Source organism: uncultured Roseobacter sp., from assembly GCF_947501835.1.
Classification (GTDB): Bacteria; Pseudomonadota; Alphaproteobacteria; order Rhodobacterales; family Rhodobacteraceae; genus Roseobacter.
In genome coordinates this window covers 228,399-245,241 of the sequence record NZ_CANMXR010000004.1, presented here as the reverse complement: position 1 = coordinate 245,241, position 16,843 = coordinate 228,399, and the positions used below count along the sequence as shown (strand labels likewise).

Sequence of the window (16,843 nt, the reverse complement as noted above, 5' to 3'; positions counted from 1 at the left end):
GATTTCAATCGCGCTGCAACTCCCCAATTGCGGGAATATATTTCAACCAGAACGCGCCCGCTTTTACCGAAATTTAATACAGGTCCTAACCTGCATTTTCTCGAATCGCTTTCCTGGCTAATCGACAAGGCGCAGCCCGTGGCAATTGGGATCGCTGCTGTGAAATCAGCCGTTTCAAAATTCCGAGGCTCATCCGGGCCCGGCTGATTTCACAGGAGATTGATCAGAGAGAAGAACAATTTCGATGAGGTTGAAGGCGAAAGCGCCCGCCTCAGGAGCTTTTATTTCATTCAGATTTTGATCGGCAGCGAAACCCGCGGTTAACATCGACAAAGAAAGCAAAAGTGCTGCGGATGCGGGACAACGTTTTCGCAACCCGGCAAGGCATGGCTCATCCAGGTCCAATGTCGGCAAGCGACTGCATCGCTGCTTCGCATCTGCTAACGAACGGACAGCATTAGCGCGCATACCATCATGCGAAGGATAGGAGCCAAGTACATATGACGGAAAAACCGGTTGTCTATCATATGTGTCCGCCGAACTTGCGCGGTAATCTCCTTCTTCCCCTCGACGCGTTGCGCAAGGAACACCCCGACCTTTATGCTGCCAAGATGGCAAAGTATCGCGGACGCGAAGCCCTTCCGACACGACCGCTGCCGGAGTTAGAATGCCGTTGGTGTGATTGTGTTCAGTTCTCGACGGTCCACCCCGAAGCGATACGCGAGGCCATGCTGAGGACGGGGCACTCCTGGCCCGACAACGGTCGACGCTTCTTTGCGGTACCTGTTGATAAGGCAGGGTTTTCTGCTCGTGACACGGTGATCTGGCGATATGAGGATGCCGGTCCGGCCGCCGACATCGCTGCGCCAAAATCTGATGTTATGCCCTATTCACCTGGTTGCGTCGCCGGGCTGAACACGCTGCATCACCGGACCGAGAAATACTTTCAAGAGATGCACACGTTGGGCCATCGACCCCTCCTCTTTGTCGGAGTTCCCCACCTTCTGCACCGCGGGCCGGTCTCGCTGAAACACGCCGATGAGATTGTCGTTTAGGGGCTCAGGCCGTGGCCATCCATCCCATGACAGAAGCGCGGAAAGTCAGCGTATTTGCGTGGCCAATTTTGCAGGAAACTCGCCTTCGGTCTGGCACCGCCTCCCCGCGTGCTCACCAACCCTGATGCAAACGTGATTGGGTGCCTGTGCAGAGTCAGGGCACACTTGATGCGACCTCGCGCGCTAGTTCCCGATGGGCATCTGGGCCGCGCGATTTTGGATAAAGTAAGATTTGGAAAGGCCTATTCATGGTGTCGGCACGTGATATTCTTCCTCGCATTCTACGCATCGCATCGGTGTTGGCGCTGTCTCTGGCCTGTTCTGGCGCGTTGCAAGCGCAGAGCACAGATCCGCTGCCCGACTATGTGATCGAAGAGTTTGGCCACCCGCCCGCTGTCCCGGATGGCGCGCTATCCCCCGCGATGCAATTCGCCGTGCGCGTGGCATTTGTCGACAGTGTGACCCTCTCGACCTGGGATGAAAATCAAGAGCTGGCGCTGGCGGAGATTGCCAGTTCCAAGGACCCTCGGCTGGTCTGGATCATCAGCGATATGATGCGTTTTGTGCCTTCGCGGCAGCTGCATGACGCCCTTTCCAATGCCGCGTCCGAGCTGTTGGGTAAAGAGTTCGCGGCAGGAAACAATTGGGGTGTTGTCACCGATCACCTCATGGCGTGGGACATTCCGGCCCCTCCCGATTACCTCACGGTAAAGCGCGCCATTTTCACCGGTATTGTCCCCGGATGGGACAGGATTTTTGCGGAAGGCGATATTGACTGGAGGCTGGTTTCCTGGGGCGGTGTCCTGATCGATGATCGCCCATTTGATAGGACGGACGATCTGTGCAACTGCATCCCCGCAGCCGACAATCCGGATGTGAGCAGCGCCGATGAAGCCACCTGGCTGAAAGACGATGATATTGTCTTTGGCATCGGGGTGAACGGTGAATATCGTGCCTATCCCCGGCGCATCATGGAGGTGCGCGAGATGGTGAACGACACATTGGGCGGTCGCGACCTCGGCATTCCCTATTGCACCTTGTGCGGCGCGGCGCAGGCCTATTTCACGGATGGTTTGCCTGAGGGCATTGAACGACCGATCCTGCGCACATCTGGGCTGCTGAGCCGGTCCAACAAGGTGATGTACGATTTGAACACATTCTCCGTGTTCGACACGTTTTTGGGTCATGCAGTCACGGGACCGCTGGCCGCGCAAAAACTGCAACTCAAACAGGCCACGGTCATCACCACCGACTGGGGCACCTGGAAGAAAGAACACCCGGAAACAACCGTACTGCTTGAAAGATATGCACTCGGGCGCGATCCGGATTTTCGGAATGGCCGCGATGCGAATGGCCCGATTTTCCCGGTCGGGGATGTCGACCCACGGCTACCGGTGCATGAAGACGTGATTGGCGCGGTCACGGCCTCGGGCAAGCCGGTCGCCTTCCAAAGGAGCACGGCGCTTGTTGCCTTGGCGCGTGGCGATGAGATCGCGTTTGAAAACATTCGGCTGGAACTTGATGCCGGCGGGATAAAAGCGGTGGATTCAGACGGCTCTGATCTGGGAAGCCATCAGGCATTCTGGTTTGCCTGGTCGCAATTTCACCCGCAAACCGAATTGTGGATGCAATAGAGTGCTTTGCAGCGCGGTTCCACGAAAGCGGGCCATCTCAACGGGATCTCGACATGAACAGTTTGCGGGACCCGACAGCCTGAGCATCCTTTACTTCAGGCGCATGGCTATGACGTCAGAAACGGCGCAATAATCAAGTACAGCGCGCACACGTGCCGTGTTGCGCAGGTCAGGATGTGTCAAGAGCCACAGATCGACCGAGAGCTCATCCATTGACCCACTAAGAGAGACCAATTCAGGATCGGCCTCAGCAAGGTAGGTGGGCAGGACTGCAATGCCGACGCCTGAACGGACCGCGGCATGCATCCCCAGCAGGGTATTCATCCGACAGACACACCTGTCATCATACCCGTTCTTCGCCATCCACGCATGCAGCTCGGGATAGGGCATGGATCGGTCTGGGCCGACCCAGGGCATCTCGCTGAGTTCGCTCCGAATTCCGTTATTCTGATGATCACTTTGTTTGCCGTAGATCGCTTGACGGATGACGCCCAGCTTGCGCCCGACAAGATGCAATTCCGGCGCGCGGGCGGGTCTTATGGCGATATCCGCTTCCCGAAGAGACAGATCGGAGATCTCGTTGGACACCACGATCTCAAGCGTGATCTCGGGTTCGACTTGTCGAAACTGCGCAATCATCGGTGTCAGCATAGCACACAAAAGCGCATCGGTCGTCGCGACCCGCACGGTGCCAGAGGGTCGAAGATCACGCCCGCCAACGCGGCGCTCCGTTTCTGTCGTGAGTTCGGCAATCTGACGTGCGACGGCCACAACCTCTTCACCAGCCGCCGTGGGCCGGTAACCGGTTCGGAGCCGGTCGAAGAGGCGAACGCCGAGCTTCGCTTCCACAGCGTTTATCCTACGAAACATGGTCGGATGGCTTGACCCGGCCATTTGGGCGGCCTTGGAGAGCGACCCGGCCTCGGCAATTTGCAGGGCAACCTTGTAGTCATTCCAGTCAAGCATGTTGTTCACTTTTGCAATGTCAAATTACCTATTTGATCAATTTCTTATCGAAAATGAACGTTGAACAATAGCGCAAATAGCCATCCGCACTGGAGATGCTCGAAATGCACGCTCACATTGTTCACGCCCATCCGGACCCGTCGTCGTACAATGGCGCGTTGACGCAAGGAGCGCGTCAAAGCCTGTTGGACATCGGCTACAGCACAACCGTGAATGACCTCTATCGCACAGGTTTTGATCCGGTCGAGCGCGCGACACACTACCGCGACCGCGCCGACGCGGAGGCTTTCGCAGCGCTGAGAGAGCAGCGTCATGCTTGGGAAAACGGTACCTTGCCAAGCGAGGTCAAAGCCGAGATCGAGCACCTGAAACGCGCAAATCTGGTCATCCTGCAGTTTCCCCTCTGGTGGCACGGCCCGCCCGCCATTCTGAAAGGCTGGATGGACCGCGTGTTCGTCAACGGCGGCCTCTACACCAGCCGGAAGCGCTATGACACGGGCCACTTTCGCGGCACACGGGTCATCGTCTCTGTGACCACAGGTGCGCCGGAACGGGCATTCGGCCCCGGCAGTCGCGGCGGTGATTTCCAGACAATGCTTTGGCCGATCCAATATTCGTTACATTACATGGGTTTCTCGGTCTTGCCGCCCTTCATATCCTTCGGTGTGCAGGGACATGGCTACAGGTATGAGGACGACGCGAGCCTGCATAAAAGGCTTGAACGAAACCTCTCCGATTGGCGGTCGTATCTTGGAGCGCTGGACGCTGCCGAGCCTATCCCGTTTCCAAGCTGGGGTGACTGGGATGACGATGGCCGCGCTATCGCTGCGCCAGATCGTTAGTCGGGAAAGTGCGGCAATCTGTGGCTTTCTTTAGAGACGCGAAAGCAGCCTGCGGATCTCGACCTCTAGCGGATCGCAGCACGTGGTTCGAACCCTGCTGTGCGCATCGTCGATACCGATATCCCGACGGAGGTGATCCTTCAGATGGGCAACCGCAGTTGCGTCCTGCCTATCCTCTGGTGGCGCTTTAGTTTTGAATGCGGTGCGGCCTGCGTAGCATGCCCTGAGAATGCGCCTCATTGGTCTCTCCGTTCAACTTGGAGAGTCACTATCAAGACACTGCTGACCACGTTCGGTCAGCAGTGATGCGCTGGGGGCCGATATTGCGGCCTTGAGGTCGTATTAAATGGAGCAGAGCAACAATTGCCCGAACTCTCCACGGGCGGGCATCGTCAATCGCCGCCGCTCCGCCATTCGATCACGGAGCGCATCAGTTCCGCTTCGAGCCAGCGGCGAAATTTCACCGTCTTCGACTTCTTTGCGGAACGCGGGTGCGCCACGAACCAGTAGCTTTGTCCGGTCTCGCACCGCCCGGGAACCGGGGCGATAAGTTGTCCGGCTTTGATGGCATCCGAGGCCAGCGTTTCCCACGCCATGAACACACCCTGTCCTGTCATCGCCGCGTCGAGACATAGGGAGGCATCTGCGTAGGTCGGCCCCGGTACGGCGGGCGGAACGAACAGTCCGGTGTTCGCAAGCCAGGTCTTCCAACCGAAGAGGTCATCGTTTTCTCGAATGATCGGAAGCTTCAACAAGTCTTCGGGTTTGCGTACCCGGAGCGCGATCTCGGGCGAGCACACCGGAAAGACCCGCTGATCCAAAAGCTTCGATGCGCTTACATGGCGGCCCGGCGACGTGCCGACGCGGATCCCCACATCGACTTCGGAGTTGCGGAAATCGACCATATCCACACGGGGTTCAACACGCACGCTGATCGTGGGTTCAAGCTCATGAAAGCGGTGGATGCGCCAGATAAGCCAGCGGCTTGCAAAGATCGGCGCGACTGTGACCGTGAGCGTGGTCTCGTCATCCTCAAGCAGCTCCAGCGCAGAGGCCAGATGCTCCATGCCCAGGCTGAGGCGTGGCAGAATGCGTTCGCAGGCCTCCGTCGCGCGAAGCCCCGGTGCCTCACGCAGGAACAAGGGCACCCCAAGACGAGCCTCGGCCTTCGCAAGTCGTTGGCTGAGCGCGCCGGATGTTACGCCAAGCTCATCAGCGGCAGCGGCCAGGGTGCCGAGCCGACCTATCGCCTCGACTGCACGGAGCGCAGAGAGCGGAAGTTTGTTGAGCGGATGCATTTAGATTTTCTAAACCTAGAACCTTGCAAAGTCGATCCCCTCATCGCGCCCGATATGGCATCCTAAGATCATGGACGTGATAGCCCTCATCCGGACATTTCACCTGCGCTCCTTTTGGCGCCAGGACGCTAAAACCGAAGCGGCTCAAGCGCAATGGAAGCGGGATCCGCTTTCACATCCCGCCCTGCGCCAGATGAGCAAACGCGAGTTGTCGGATCTGCCATTCGATCCCGGACACATCGACGCTGAATAACTAAAGGATACTTCTTGAGGCGCCGGTTTTTAACGCTCAGAACGGCTCAATATGATCCGCTGACAGGGCATAGGCGATATCTGCAAGCTGCGTGGATGTGGATGCCGTTCCAAACATGCCAATGACGTTCACCGGTTCAAACATGCCGGAGCTTTCATAGGGTTTTTCTGTCGTGACAAAAACCAACTGGTTGGCCGGCGGGGGCGGCACGTGAACACATGCGCCGACAAATGGGACAAGGATGAAGGCGGTCACGCCCGTGCCGGAATAGTCGATTGGCACGATGAAACCAGGCAGGCGCACGATTTCGCCGTTCCATTCGGTGCGTACCCCTTTCGAGGGCGGCTGCTGACTGCTCAGGCTGGGCCCGTCATGCTGGATCAGGCCCTGAATGAAGGGGGGGATTGCGGCCTGGCCTTCCGGCACCAGATCCGTCCATTCCAGATCTATGTAATCCTTGGCGCCGGCCATGCCGGGTCTGAGAGCAAAGGCGGCGAAAGCTGTCATGAGCGCCCGTCGTCGGCTCAAATGTGGCGTCACCACTCATAGACCTCAATCTTTTCCGCTGTCATCGCATAACCTATGTGAGCAAGCGTGGTGGATTGCAGTTCATGCTTCATGATGCCGGTCACCCAGACCGGGTCCCAGAGCTGGTCACTTGGCCAGGGTTTTTCGCTATCGACAAAAACCAGCTGGTTGGCCGGTGGGGGCGGGACGTGAACGCAGGCACCGACATAGGGCACCATGATGAAACTGGTCACACCCGCGGTCGACATATCGATGGGCAGCACGTAGCCCGGCATCTTGATATAAGCCCCATCCAGAACTGGGTTCAGCTTGGTGGCGTTCTCGTCAAATTCCGGCAGCCAGGTGTCGCGCACCATGTCAATCTCACCCTCACCTATGATCTCGGAATAGGGCACACCGGGCGGGATCAGGTCGTCCCAGCCAACCAGCTTCGGCGTATTGGCAAGCCCGGCATTCGGGAGGGTGGCAAATCCCAATGCGGTGGTCAAAAGGTGGCGACGTGAGAGTTCCATAAGCTGATACCTCTGCTTTAGATGCGGACCATCATACCATCGGCCAGCGACATCCGGTAGGCTCTGATTGCAGGTACCAGGCTCACAATTGCGCCAGCGGCAACCACGCCGATCAGAACCCAAAGCTCTCGAAGCGTCGGGGCCTCAATCGGCAGCCAGAGGCCGAACGCGGCGTCGACCAATGGCTGTGCGAAGAGCAGGCTGACGTAGAGAAGCGCCAACCCGATGAGCGCACCGATTGCCGCCATCATCGCCGCCTCCAGGACAAGAAGGCTGAGAATGACGCGCGGTCGCGCCCCCATGGCGCGAAAGATCGCCATTTCGCGGCGACGTTCACTGAGGCTAGAAAAGATCGTGGCCATCATGCCGATCAGGGCCGTGACAACGACCATGCCGGAGACCGCGATGAGCGCGGTTTCCGCGATCCCCACGATCTGCCACAGCTCCTGCAGGGCCACGCCCGGCAGGATCGCCAGCAGTGGCTCCTGGGGGTATTCATTGATCGCCCGTTGCAGATTGAAGACCTGCAACCGGCTTTTGACGCCGACAAGGGCGGCGGTCACGGCCTGCGGTTCCAGCGTCATCTGACGAATGGTCTCAGCGGGCGTTGACTGACCGGGGATGCGCGCACCGCTGCGCCAATCGACGTGGATCGCCTCAATCGCCTCCAGGCTGACAACCACGGTGCGGTCCACGGGCGTGCCGGTCTTTTGTAAAATGCCGGAGACGCGAAACGGTTGATCGTCATGTTCGATGAAAGACGCCAACCCATGGGCTACCACAATCGGATCGCCCACATCATAGCCGAGCGTCGCCGCCACGTCCGCACCGATCACAGCATCAAAGAGGTCATCCATGATCATCCCGCGTTCAACGGCAAGGGATTGTCCGGCGCGATACTTGTAACGCTCAAAGAACGCAGTTGTTGTCCCCATGACGCGGAATTGCCGGTGGCTGTCGCCCAGAGAGATCGGCACGATCCAGTCCACTTCGGGCCGTGCCGCGATGTCCTGATAGCTCTCCCACGTCAGATTGTTGGTGGCGTTCCCGATGCGGAACACCGAATAAAGCAGCAGTTGCACGGAGCCGGAGCGTGCCCCCACAATCAGGTCCGTGCCGGAGATCGTATCGGCAAAGCTGGCCTTGGCTCCTGTGCGCACCTTTTCGACCCCCAGAAAAAGCGCGACCGACAGGGCAATGGCCAGGATGGTCATCGCCACCGTCACCGCACGTGCCAGAAGAGAGCCGAAAGCGAGGCGCAGGATCATGCCGCAGCCAAATGGGGCTGAGTGATGTCGGACATCTGCACCACGCGGTCAAAGTGTTCGGCAAGCCGCGCGTCATGGCTGACCATCAGTAGCGTGGTGCCATGCGCGCGCGCCTGCGTGAAGAGCAGATGCAAAAACGTCGCCTGGGTCGCCGCATCAAGCGATGACGTGGGCTCATCCGCCACGATGAGCGGGGGCGCCCCGATCAGGGCGCGCGCTGCGGCCACCCGTTGCTGTTGCCCGACGCTGAGCGTTCCGGCCTTGGCATTGATGAGTTCGGTCGGCAGACCCAGATCAGCACAGAGGTTCTGCGCCTCTTCCTGCGGCGCAGGCACCCGCGCGCGGCGCTGGGGGGCAAAGCGCAGCGGCAACAGGATGTTGTCGATGACACGCGCGAAGGGGAGCAGATTGAACTGTTGAAAGATGAGGCCGATGTGCTCAGCCCGAAACCTGTCCCGCTTGCCCGCCGACAGGGCAGCGATATCCGTACCCGCCACGCGCACGCGCCCCGCGTCGGCGATGATCGTCCCGCAAATCAGGGACAGCAGTGTCGATTTGCCCGACCCGCTTTCGCCCAGCAGCAAAACTGTCTCGGCAGGTGCGAGGGTAAACTGGGGAATGGTCAGCCCGAAAGACGCCCGTCCCGGCCAGCGGTATCCGACGTCCTTCAGATCGAGAATTGAGCTATGCTCTGGCACCGACGCGGATGGCCTCAGAACATGTCGCGCAGATCAAGGGTCGGCGCATCACGCGTGACCTCGAAGGCGGTCGCGCCTTTTTCGGTGATCACCTGCACCTCGAGCTCAAGCGCATTGGGGAAACTGTCGAAATAGGCAAATGTGATGAGATCTGCCGCAGAAGTATCCGCGCAATTCAGCAGATATTCTGCGTGAAACTCGGTATGGCTTGCCTCATGGGCATGTTCTGCGTGCTCGTCGTGATCATGCTCGTGTTCTTCATGCGCCGCATGATCTTCGTCGCCGTGGGCTTCTTCCTTATGATCGTCATGGGCGTGTTCGTCGTGGTCCTCGTGTGCCTCTTCACTTTCCAGCTCGGCGCTGGCCTGCACTACGCTGCAGCCCGCCGCCGCCGGGAGCTCAAAAAGGGTAAGCGGGCGGGCAAGTGTTGCGACGGCGGTGTCTACCTTGGCGCGGTCCTCGGCGCTTTCAGCGGCATATTCAAAGCCCACGATATCCGCGCCGGGCGCGTGAAATTCCATCGCGATTTTTGCGCCGTCAAAAGCGATATCAAGCTGGCCGACACCATGTTCATGGGCGTCAAGTTGGCGGGCTTCTTCGGCGGCAACCGATGATGAGGTCATGGCGACAACAGCGATGTAGGTGATCTTTTTCATAGCCGTACTCCAATGGGGCAAGGGGGGATTCATGACGTCGAGCAGTCTCGGCACTGCCCGTGAATTTCCACGATATGGCGGGACGCGTTGAAGGCTGACTGCGTAGAGATTTGATCGAGTTGCGACAACAGCGGCGTGCCATCATGTTCTTCAACGGCACCGCAGGCATCACAGATGGCCAGAACGGGCACCGAGGCTTCATGCGCACAGCGGCATGGCACAAAGGCTTTGATCGATTCCAGCTTGTGCGCACGCCCCTGATCGGTCAGCGCAGATAGCGCACGATAGACAGTAGGCGGCGCCAGTTCAGGCTCGGCCACCTTCATTTTGTCCAGAATGTCATAGGCCGACATCGGTTTGCCATGTGTTCGCAGCACGTTCAGAACGTCCGATTGCCGCGTCGCTGCCTGTTTACGCATGAGGGGGTCTCCGAAGACTTGGCAAATTGTTATTTTATAAAATAACAATCTTCAATGCCTCAAATCTCTCGATAAGTATTTTGACAAATGTCCGCTTAGGCGAGGCTGCGCTGTGGTCTGGCAATGGTGCGCACCTGGCGAAAATAGTCGTTAGCACCGGCAAAGATTTCAGATCTCATCAACGGTGAACCAAATGAGCGGTCCTGGGAATCGCTGCGATGACTGCCTTGATCGGTCTGATTTTAGGCGGAATACCGACAATGTGTGAAAAAATTCCACGAAAACCTTGCATAGCGCAAAGGCTCAGCTACCTTTCTGCTCGTGTGAAATATGCACACGATTTTGGAAAACCGCATGAAGTGCACATTACTTGTCAAATCAGCTGCCTTTGCCGGGGGCTCGGCCTGTTGTCTGTCGCGGCTGCAATGTTCGGCCAGTATTGGCCGAAGCTTTACCGGTTACGGACAGTTTCACTACCGCAGTGGCCGCAGATTTCGGAGGCCAGACAAAACGTGATGATCGTCAAAACCGTCATCGACAGGGCGCACGTGTTCGGATCGGCAATACCAACAACTTTCACCATATCAACGGAGAGGATGAACGAAATGAGAAAGCTACTACTCACCCTGGGCCTAGGCCTGGCGTTAGCAACCGGTGCTGCCAACGCGGCGACAATCAACGGCGGTGAGACAACCGTGACAGTAACCGCCCCGCTTACGACACTAGGGCTTGGCGGTGCACCGTTTGGAACAGCGACGGCGACCGGGGCGACCTTTACCTTCCCCATCACAGGTGGTTCCACGGCCGGCGGGGGACTTGAGATCCTCCACGACGGCAGCGGCGTCACGTTGTTCACCTTGGACACCACCGATGATGTCGAGGTCACTGTCGGCAACTTTGTGATCGACACCTTGGCGGAAACCGTGTTCGGAGACGTGATTGGTGGGCCGACCGGCCTCGACCTCTTTTCCTTCGGTACGGCACAAGGGGGGATCGGCCTTGAAATCACCGGCACCCTTGCCGGCGCGTTGACCAGCATTTTCAACGCCCCCGATCTTACCGGCGCGCAGTTCGGTGTGGCAAATACCAGCCCTGAAATTGCACCTGTTCCACTTCCCGCAAGCGCGCTCCTGCTGCTCGCGGGCTTTGGAATGTTCGGAGTGGTAAAGGCACGACGCCAACCCTCCTGATAAAGAGTAAGCCGAGTTGTTTTGGGGCCGCTTATCAGCGGCCTCAATCCGACCACCTCAACCCTGAATTCGGCGCCCCTTTTATTCTGCATTACCAGTCTGGTGAGTACCGGCAGGCCATGTTGCTAAAATTTTTAAAGATGTCCTGCAGGGTGCGTTGTTTTAACATCGAAGGTGCGCATCTTTTCGCGACTTCGCAGCCACGCCTAGAAGATGAACCTGATAGCGCCCTAGGGACCGCCCGATCTCGAACTTTTATAATACTGGGGAGGGTCAAATTTTCACAGTTGTTCTAGGTTTCGGAACAACGGATCAAGATCAGCAACCAGGAAGTTTCAAACATCAGCTTCAACCTACAAGCGCCCCGGCAAAGCGACTTTCAGCGAACACTGATTGTGACCCGTCTCACGGAATGCTAGCCTCCAACAGTCTGGTGCTTGCCCTGCCTTGCAAACGGTAAGGTGAGAGAATCGGGAATGCGGTGGAACTCCGCAACGTGCCCAACGCTGTAAGGTGGATGGCGCTGCATCGTGCCATTGGCTTCGGTCGAGAAGGCGCAGCCCCAGGTGATGCCAAGTCAGAAGACCGGCCAGACATATCAGGGCTTCCCGATGGTCACCGGGCGGCCAGTGTCTGTGACAGGGGATATGTCATGTTGCCACCCGTTCCTGCCCCGACGGGGCCGTTTTCTGCTGAAGAAAAGGCCGCTGTCTACCGCGCCATTCACACCCGTCGCGATGTGCGAAGTCAATTCACCCCCCGCCCCATCGAGGAGGCCGTTTTGATGCGGCTTCTCGATGCCGCCCATCACGCGCCTTCGGTCGGGTTCATGCAGCCATGGAACTTTATCGTGATCCGCGATGCAGAGGTGAAGGCGCAGATGCAAACCGCCTTTGCGCGCGCCAATGCCGAGGCCGTGACCATGTTTCCCGCCGACCGCCGCCCGGTTTATTCAGCACTTAAGCTCGAAGGTATCCTCGAAGCGCCGGTGAATCTATGCATCACCTGCGATCGGGAGCGGGCCGGGCCGGTCGTTCTGGGCCGTACCCACAATTCGGAGATGGACCTTTATTCAACCGTCTGCGCGGTGCAAAACCTTTGGCTCGCGGCTCGGGCCGAGGGCATTGGCGTTGGCTGGGTCAGCATTTTTCGCGAGGACGACATCCGCACCGTTCTGGATCTGCCCGATCGCGTGGTGCCGGTGGCCTATCTGTGTCTGGGCCATGTGGACGCCTTGCATGAAATCCCTGAGCTGGAGGCAAAAGGTTGGCGCAAACGGTTACCGCTGGCGGATCTGGTGTTTGCGGACCGCTGGGGCTGCAAGGATGACCCGGCCACATCCGAAAGCGCAACGAGCTGATTGCTGCTGGGCCGACCCCACTCTAGCTTAGCAATGTCGCCTTGATTTAAGGTACAGCCGTCAGCTCCAAACGGGGCTTTTGCCGGTTTTGCGCTCGAAGAGGGCATGTAAGCACTTTCACGGGGATCACCGGTCAATATCGCAGGGGATAAGGTCGGCATTCGGGACAAACCGGACCTATCAAGAAGGCTGTTTAGGTCGCCCTGCGGGTGTCAGCTCAGAGAAAATCTTCCCGGCGTGGTGTGAAGCAATCGACCAGCGTGCCGGGTTCCAGACAGACGCACCCATGCTTCATCCCGGACGGAATAACAAAACTATCCCCCGGCCCGACCTCGCGTACTTCATCGCCAAGAGTGAACTGGAACCGGCCACTTTCAACATAGGTCGACTGAACGTGGGGGTGATTGTGGAGCGCGCCAATGGCGCCTTCTTGGCCGAAACGGAAAGCCACCACCATCAGCTCCGGATGATCCGAAAGGACCTGCCGGGTCACGTTTTCTGCCGTCGAAACAATCGGAAATTCAGACATGTCAGATCCTTTCAGAAGCGGTCAGGAGAATACCATCCCGCCGTTGATGTCGATGTTTGTGCCGGTGATGAACGCAGAATCCGCACAGGCGAGGAACAAGATCAGGTTGGCCGTATCATCGGTATTGCCCTGTCGTTTCACCGGTGCGGCTGCTTCATACCCGCGTCGGCCCGCATCGGGCGTATGCACATTATGAAAATCGGTGTCGATCATGCCAGGACACAAGGCGTTGACCCGGATGTTCGGCCCCAACTCCTTGGCCAGCGCGCGGGTCATGGTCATAACCGCACCTTTTGACGTGGCATAAGCCACCGCACCGGACCCACCGCCATCGCGTCCGGCCTGGCTTGCCAGGTTTACGATGGTTCCGGTATTCATGTGCTGAAGGCACGCCTTCGTCATCATGAATGTGCTCGTCAGGTTCAGGTCCATCACTGCGTTCCAGTGTTCGAGCGGCATCTCCGACACAGTCTTGCGGGCGATCAGGCCTCCGGCATTGTTGACGAGCACGTTGATCCCGCCAAACTCATCGACTGTCTGGGCAACAAGCGCGTCGACATCCTCCACCTTGGTCAGATCACCCTTAAGCGCGAAGGCCTGCCCTCCCTGCGCTTTGATCTGCTCCACCGCGGCATCCGCTCCGGCACTGCTGGAATAATAATTGATGGCCACATTTGCCCCTTCCGCAGCCAGTTTAATGGCGGCGGCCTGTCCGATGTCCCGACCACCGCCGGTAATGATCGCCGTTTGCCCTGCAAGTTTCATGCGCTGTCCTTTTCCGTTTTCACTCACACTGGTATACTAGTCATTTAACTGGTATACCAGTGTGATATGTATCGCGAAACCTGGTCAAGCTCGCGAGGGAAAGAGAGAACGACAACATGAACGCCTCTGTTTTGTTCCCGATAGTGTTTCGATATGACCTTTTGAAGTCCGGAAAGACCATGGAGATGATGCAATGGCTCAGGCAACACAACTCGGCGAGCGGCGCACAAGTGTCGATGACATCTTTGACCATCTTCACCAGGAAATCCTGTCGCTCCGTCTAAGACCCGGTGATAAAATCTCCGAGGCCGACATCGCCGCCCAATTCGGCGTGTCCCGGCAGCCCGTGCGGGACGCGTTCAACCGGCTTGCCACGCTTGATCTCTTGCTGATCCGCCCGCAACGCGCCACCGAAGTGAAGAGGTTTTCCTCCCGGGAGATCGCCAAATCGCGTTTCGTGCGCGCCGCAGTCGAGCGGGAAGTCCTGCGGCGCGCCGCGCAATATTGCGACGCAAGCGGTGCAGCAGAACTTGACGCCGCACTCGCGGCACAGGATCGGGCAATAGAGGACAATGACGTCGATAGGTTTGGCGCTCTGGATTACGAGTTTCACAAGGTTCTGTGCCATATTGCCCAGGCGGATTTTGCCTTCGACGTGATCATGGCCGAAAAGTCCAAGGTGGACCGCCTGTGTATTCTGAGCCTGTCAAAAGGTGATCGGATGCCAGAGCTCGTTGCGGACCATCGAGATATTGCTGAGGCGGTTAAAACGCATGAACCCGAAGGCGCTGTCGAGAGCGGCATGCGGCACCTGTCTCGCCTTGATGATACAATCGAGCAGATTTCGGTCACGAATGCGAACTACTTCGAACGCGAACAGGTTCGAGGCACTTAACACGACAAGCGCGCACACCGCACTCGGGACACCGTGTGCCATTTCGACCGGCCCGTGATTTGGCCGAGACCATACCGCACCCCATCCTAAACACATGCATGCGGCCAAAACCTATCAGAGGACATCGAATGACCCATACCAAACCCCGCGTCGGCGCCCCTGTCGGTGAACTCAGCTTTGCCGCGACCCATGGCGGCACAATCACTGTCGGGCAGCCCAAGGATCGCTGGACAATGCTGTTTGTCTACCGTGGTCGGCACTGCCCGCGCTGCAAGCGGTTTCTGAACAAGCTGAATGACGCCCTGCCCGCCTGGACGGCCAAAATGGACGTGGTGGTGGTCTCTGCGGATACCGCCGAGAAAGCCGTTGCGGATAAAGAAGAATTCGGATGGGATTTCGATCTGTGTTTCGGTTTGACGGAAACGCAAATGCGGTCGCTGGGGCTGTACGTATCCGATCCTTTGTCCGAAGCGGAGACATCGGACAGGTTTGCCGAACCAGGCGCCTTCGGCCTCACACCCGACGGCACGCTGATGCTGGTTGATATTTCCAATGGCCCCGCCGCGCGCCCGGATCTGGAAGAGCTTTTGGACGGGATGATCTTTAACATCGACAACAATCGGCCCGTCCGGGGAACCGCCTAGCCCCGCGCCCGCCGGGCGACCAAAACAGGGCCCGTCGTGCCCATTGGCGCAGAATGGCCGCTGAGCGGTTTTATTTTTGCGCCTGCACGCAGCCGGTATGAGTTTCTGTCGCGGCGAACGCTCGCGCAAGGTGAAGTTTCGCCCAATTTGTCCAGCGAAAACAGGCACGATCTCTGACGCGCGCGGGGTACACGGTATTCACAGTTGACAATTCTGGTATACTAGTCTTCCTTTGATGTTGAAGAAACGAAGCCTGCCAAAGGAGGCTGCAGTGCACAGCGCGCCTTTGTTTGGCGCAAAGCGCCTGTCGGTGGGTGAAAGAAAGTTCAAAACGAAAGGGAGGACATCATGTTCAACACACTATCCAAATCACTGATCGGGGCCTTGGCCCTGGCCGTACTGGGAAGCGCCGCCAGCGCCGAGAACTGGCGGGGCTGGAATATCCACGTGGACGGGTATCCCAACACCGTGGCCATGGATAAATTCGCCGAATTGGTTGCCGAAAAAACCGGTGGCGAGATCACACTGCAAATGTTCCACGGCGGCACATTGGGCAGCCAGCCTGACGCGGTCGAGCAGGTGCGCCTGGGCGGCCTTGAGGTCGGCAATTTCAACCTGGGTCCGATCGGACCGATCGCAGCGGCAGCCAATGTTGTCTCGTTACCCTTTGTTTTCAAAGACGTCCCGCACATGTTCCGTGTGCTCGACAGTGAAGGCGGTGCCGCGATTGCAGCGGGCATGGCCGAAAAAGGGTTGCTCCCCCTGGCATGGTATGACGCGGGCGCACGGTCGTTTTACAACGGAGAGAAAGCGATTAACACGCCTGCGGATGTCGAGGGCATGAAGGTTCGCGTCATGAACAACGACCTCTTTACCGGCATGATCGCCGAATTGGGCGGCAACCCCTCACCCATGGCATTTGCCGAAGTCTATCAGGCGCTGAAAACGGGCGTTGTGGATGGCGCAGAGAACAACTGGCCCTCCTACGAATCCACCGGTCACTTTGAGGTTGCAGGCTACTATTCGCTGTCCCAGCACCTGATCATTCCGGAATGCATCTGCATCAACACAGATACGTACAATGCGCTCTCGGCTGAAATGCAGGCCGCAGTCAAAGAGGCTGCACAAGAGTCAGCACTGATGCAGCGGGATCTTTGGGCAGAACGCGAAGCGGCAAGCCGCAAGGCCGTTGAAGCTGCAGGTGTGGTCGTGAATGAAGTCTCCGACAAGGCGCCGTTCCAGGCCGCGATGGCCCCGGTTTATGAGGCCTATTTCGCCACGAACCCGGACCTGCGCCCACTTGTGGAGCTTATTCAGGCAACGGACTGACG

19 protein-coding genes and 1 riboswitch are annotated in these 16,843 nt (G+C 58.1%); of the genes, 9 read left to right on the top strand and 10 right to left on the bottom strand.

What is annotated here, in order from left to right:
• Positions 1-500 precede the first annotated feature (500 nt).
• Both Q1A20_RS10270 and Q1A20_RS10265 read left to right on the top strand, forming a co-directional pair.
• Positions 501-1,055, top strand: a complete 555-nt coding sequence (locus tag Q1A20_RS10270) for a hypothetical protein (RefSeq protein ID WP_299407226.1) — start codon at positions 501-503, stop codon at positions 1,053-1,055.
• 248 nt (positions 1,056-1,303) lie between these two features.
• Entirely contained in the window at positions 1,304-2,689 is a 1,386-nt protein-coding gene (locus Q1A20_RS10265) for a DUF3179 domain-containing (seleno)protein (RefSeq protein WP_299407223.1), read from the top strand.
• A 90-nt stretch (positions 2,690-2,779) separates the two neighbouring features.
• Here the strand turns inward: Q1A20_RS10265 and Q1A20_RS10260 are convergent, their stop codons facing one another.
• Positions 2,780-3,655 carry a LysR family transcriptional regulator gene (locus Q1A20_RS10260; protein ID WP_299407221.1) on the bottom strand — a complete coding sequence of 292 codons (876 nt, stop codon included), beginning with the start codon at positions 3,653-3,655 and terminating at the stop codon, positions 2,780-2,782.
• A 104-nt stretch (positions 3,656-3,759) separates the two neighbouring features.
• On the opposite strand from Q1A20_RS10260, the gene Q1A20_RS10255 reads away from it, so the two are divergent.
• On the top strand, positions 3,760-4,497 hold the full coding sequence (locus Q1A20_RS10255) for an NAD(P)H-dependent oxidoreductase (protein WP_299407218.1): 738 nt from the start codon (positions 3,760-3,762) through the stop codon (positions 4,495-4,497).
• A gap of 392 nt (positions 4,498-4,889) precedes the next feature.
• On the opposite strand, the gene Q1A20_RS10250 is transcribed toward Q1A20_RS10255, so the two are convergent.
• Complete coding sequence (locus Q1A20_RS10250; RefSeq protein WP_299407215.1) at positions 4,890-5,795, bottom strand: LysR substrate-binding domain-containing protein; 906 nt, start codon at positions 5,793-5,795, stop codon at positions 4,890-4,892.
• A 76-nt stretch (positions 5,796-5,871) separates the two neighbouring features.
• Between Q1A20_RS10250 and Q1A20_RS10245 the strand changes: the two genes are divergently transcribed.
• Positions 5,872-6,048: a hypothetical protein gene (locus Q1A20_RS10245; protein WP_299916887.1), complete on the top strand. Its 177-nt coding sequence runs from the start codon at positions 5,872-5,874 to the stop codon at positions 6,046-6,048.
• 36 nt (positions 6,049-6,084) lie between these two features.
• On the opposite strand, the gene Q1A20_RS10240 is transcribed toward Q1A20_RS10245, so the two are convergent.
• From Q1A20_RS10240 to Q1A20_RS10215, 6 genes are read right to left on the bottom strand one after another with little or no spacing between them, the layout of a single operon-like run.
• Positions 6,085-6,555 (bottom strand): DUF3299 domain-containing protein, encoded by a 471-nt coding sequence (locus Q1A20_RS10240; RefSeq protein WP_299407210.1) that lies wholly within the window; start codon positions 6,553-6,555, stop codon positions 6,085-6,087.
• 29 nt (positions 6,556-6,584) lie between these two features.
• Positions 6,585-7,088 carry a DUF3299 domain-containing protein gene (locus Q1A20_RS10235; protein ID WP_299407209.1) on the bottom strand — a complete coding sequence of 168 codons (504 nt, stop codon included), beginning with the start codon at positions 7,086-7,088 and terminating at the stop codon, positions 6,585-6,587.
• A 17-nt stretch (positions 7,089-7,105) separates the two neighbouring features.
• Positions 7,106-8,356, bottom strand: a complete 1,251-nt coding sequence (locus tag Q1A20_RS10230; protein WP_299916886.1) for an ABC transporter permease — start codon at positions 8,354-8,356, stop codon at positions 7,106-7,108.
• On the bottom strand, positions 8,353-9,054 hold the full coding sequence (locus tag Q1A20_RS10225; protein ID WP_299407204.1) for an ABC transporter ATP-binding protein: 702 nt from the start codon (positions 9,052-9,054) through the stop codon (positions 8,353-8,355). The genes Q1A20_RS10230 and Q1A20_RS10225 overlap by 4 nt, the downstream gene beginning before the upstream one ends.
• A gap of 14 nt (positions 9,055-9,068) precedes the next feature.
• Positions 9,069-9,710, bottom strand: coding sequence for a DUF2796 domain-containing protein (locus Q1A20_RS10220; protein WP_299407202.1), 642 nt, complete (start codon positions 9,708-9,710; stop codon positions 9,069-9,071).
• A gap of 29 nt (positions 9,711-9,739) precedes the next feature.
• Positions 9,740-10,129, bottom strand: a complete 390-nt coding sequence (locus tag Q1A20_RS10215) for a Fur family transcriptional regulator (RefSeq protein ID WP_298973044.1) — start codon at positions 10,127-10,129, stop codon at positions 9,740-9,742.
• A gap of 218 nt (positions 10,130-10,347) precedes the next feature.
• On the opposite strand from Q1A20_RS10215, the gene Q1A20_RS10210 reads away from it, so the two are divergent.
• Together Q1A20_RS10210 and bluB are read left to right on the top strand one after the other, a co-directional pair.
• Complete coding sequence (locus Q1A20_RS10210) at positions 10,348-11,319, top strand: VPLPA-CTERM sorting domain-containing protein (protein WP_299407199.1); 972 nt, start codon at positions 10,348-10,350, stop codon at positions 11,317-11,319.
• A gap of 414 nt (positions 11,320-11,733) precedes the next feature.
• Positions 11,734-11,928: riboswitch (cobalamin riboswitch) on the top strand.
• Between the two features lie 43 nt (positions 11,929-11,971).
• A complete protein-coding gene (gene bluB, locus Q1A20_RS10205) occupies positions 11,972-12,679 on the top strand; it encodes a 5,6-dimethylbenzimidazole synthase (protein WP_299407196.1) in 708 nt (235 codons plus the stop codon).
• A gap of 217 nt (positions 12,680-12,896) precedes the next feature.
• Here the strand turns inward: bluB and Q1A20_RS10200 are convergent, their stop codons facing one another.
• Entirely contained in the window at positions 12,897-13,208 is a 312-nt protein-coding gene (locus Q1A20_RS10200; protein ID WP_299407194.1) for a cupin domain-containing protein, read from the bottom strand.
• A gap of 21 nt (positions 13,209-13,229) precedes the next feature.
• On the bottom strand, positions 13,230-13,973 hold the full coding sequence (locus Q1A20_RS10195) for an SDR family oxidoreductase (protein WP_299916885.1): 744 nt from the start codon (positions 13,971-13,973) through the stop codon (positions 13,230-13,232).
• Between the two features lie 193 nt (positions 13,974-14,166).
• Between Q1A20_RS10195 and Q1A20_RS10190 the strand changes: the two genes are divergently transcribed.
• The 3 genes from Q1A20_RS10190 (at position 14,167) to Q1A20_RS10180 (ending at position 16,841) form a co-directional block, all read left to right on the top strand.
• Positions 14,167-14,868 (top strand): GntR family transcriptional regulator, encoded by a 702-nt coding sequence (locus Q1A20_RS10190; RefSeq protein ID WP_299916884.1) that lies wholly within the window; start codon positions 14,167-14,169, stop codon positions 14,866-14,868.
• 128 nt (positions 14,869-14,996) lie between these two features.
• A complete protein-coding gene (locus Q1A20_RS10185; RefSeq protein WP_299916883.1) occupies positions 14,997-15,512 on the top strand; it encodes a peroxiredoxin in 516 nt (171 codons plus the stop codon).
• A gap of 348 nt (positions 15,513-15,860) precedes the next feature.
• The gene (locus Q1A20_RS10180) at positions 15,861-16,841 is read left to right on the top strand and encodes a TRAP transporter substrate-binding protein (RefSeq protein ID WP_299407183.1); all 981 of its coding nucleotides are present in this window, start codon (positions 15,861-15,863) and stop codon (positions 16,839-16,841) included.
• The last annotated feature ends 2 nt before the right edge of the window (positions 16,842-16,843 follow it).

Coding starts and splice junctions, on each gene's coding strand:
- Q1A20_RS10240 (WP_299407210.1), bottom strand. CDS start 6,555: ATGACAGCTTTCGCCGCCTTTGCTCTCAGACCCGGCATGGCCGGCGCC.
- Q1A20_RS10230 (WP_299916886.1), bottom strand. CDS start 8,356: ATGATCCTGCGCCTCGCTTTCGGCTCTCTTCTGGCACGTGCGGTGACG.
- Q1A20_RS10190 (WP_299916884.1), top strand. CDS start 14,167: ATGGCTCAGGCAACACAACTCGGCGAGCGGCGCACAAGTGTCGATGAC.
- Q1A20_RS10215 (WP_298973044.1), bottom strand. CDS start 10,129: ATGCGTAAACAGGCAGCGACGCGGCAATCGGACGTTCTGAACGTGCTG.
- Q1A20_RS10250 (WP_299407215.1), bottom strand. CDS start 5,795: ATGCATCCGCTCAACAAACTTCCGCTCTCTGCGCTCCGTGCAGTCGAG.
- Q1A20_RS10270 (WP_299407226.1), top strand. CDS start 501: ATGACGGAAAAACCGGTTGTCTATCATATGTGTCCGCCGAACTTGCGC.
- Q1A20_RS10200 (WP_299407194.1), bottom strand. CDS start 13,208: ATGTCTGAATTTCCGATTGTTTCGACGGCAGAAAACGTGACCCGGCAG.
- Q1A20_RS10255 (WP_299407218.1), top strand. CDS start 3,760: ATGCACGCTCACATTGTTCACGCCCATCCGGACCCGTCGTCGTACAAT.
- Q1A20_RS10195 (WP_299916885.1), bottom strand. CDS start 13,973: ATGAAACTTGCAGGGCAAACGGCGATCATTACCGGCGGTGGTCGGGAC.
- Q1A20_RS10260 (WP_299407221.1), bottom strand. CDS start 3,655: ATGCTTGACTGGAATGACTACAAGGTTGCCCTGCAAATTGCCGAGGCC.
- Q1A20_RS10185 (WP_299916883.1), top strand. CDS start 14,997: ATGACCCATACCAAACCCCGCGTCGGCGCCCCTGTCGGTGAACTCAGC.
- Q1A20_RS10265 (WP_299407223.1), top strand. CDS start 1,304: ATGGTGTCGGCACGTGATATTCTTCCTCGCATTCTACGCATCGCATCG.
- Q1A20_RS10220 (WP_299407202.1), bottom strand. CDS start 9,710: ATGAAAAAGATCACCTACATCGCTGTTGTCGCCATGACCTCATCATCG.
- Q1A20_RS10235 (WP_299407209.1), bottom strand. CDS start 7,088: ATGGAACTCTCACGTCGCCACCTTTTGACCACCGCATTGGGATTTGCC.
- Q1A20_RS10180 (WP_299407183.1), top strand. CDS start 15,861: ATGTTCAACACACTATCCAAATCACTGATCGGGGCCTTGGCCCTGGCC.
- Q1A20_RS10210 (WP_299407199.1), top strand. CDS start 10,348: ATGACTGCCTTGATCGGTCTGATTTTAGGCGGAATACCGACAATGTGT.
- bluB (WP_299407196.1), top strand. CDS start 11,972: ATGTTGCCACCCGTTCCTGCCCCGACGGGGCCGTTTTCTGCTGAAGAA.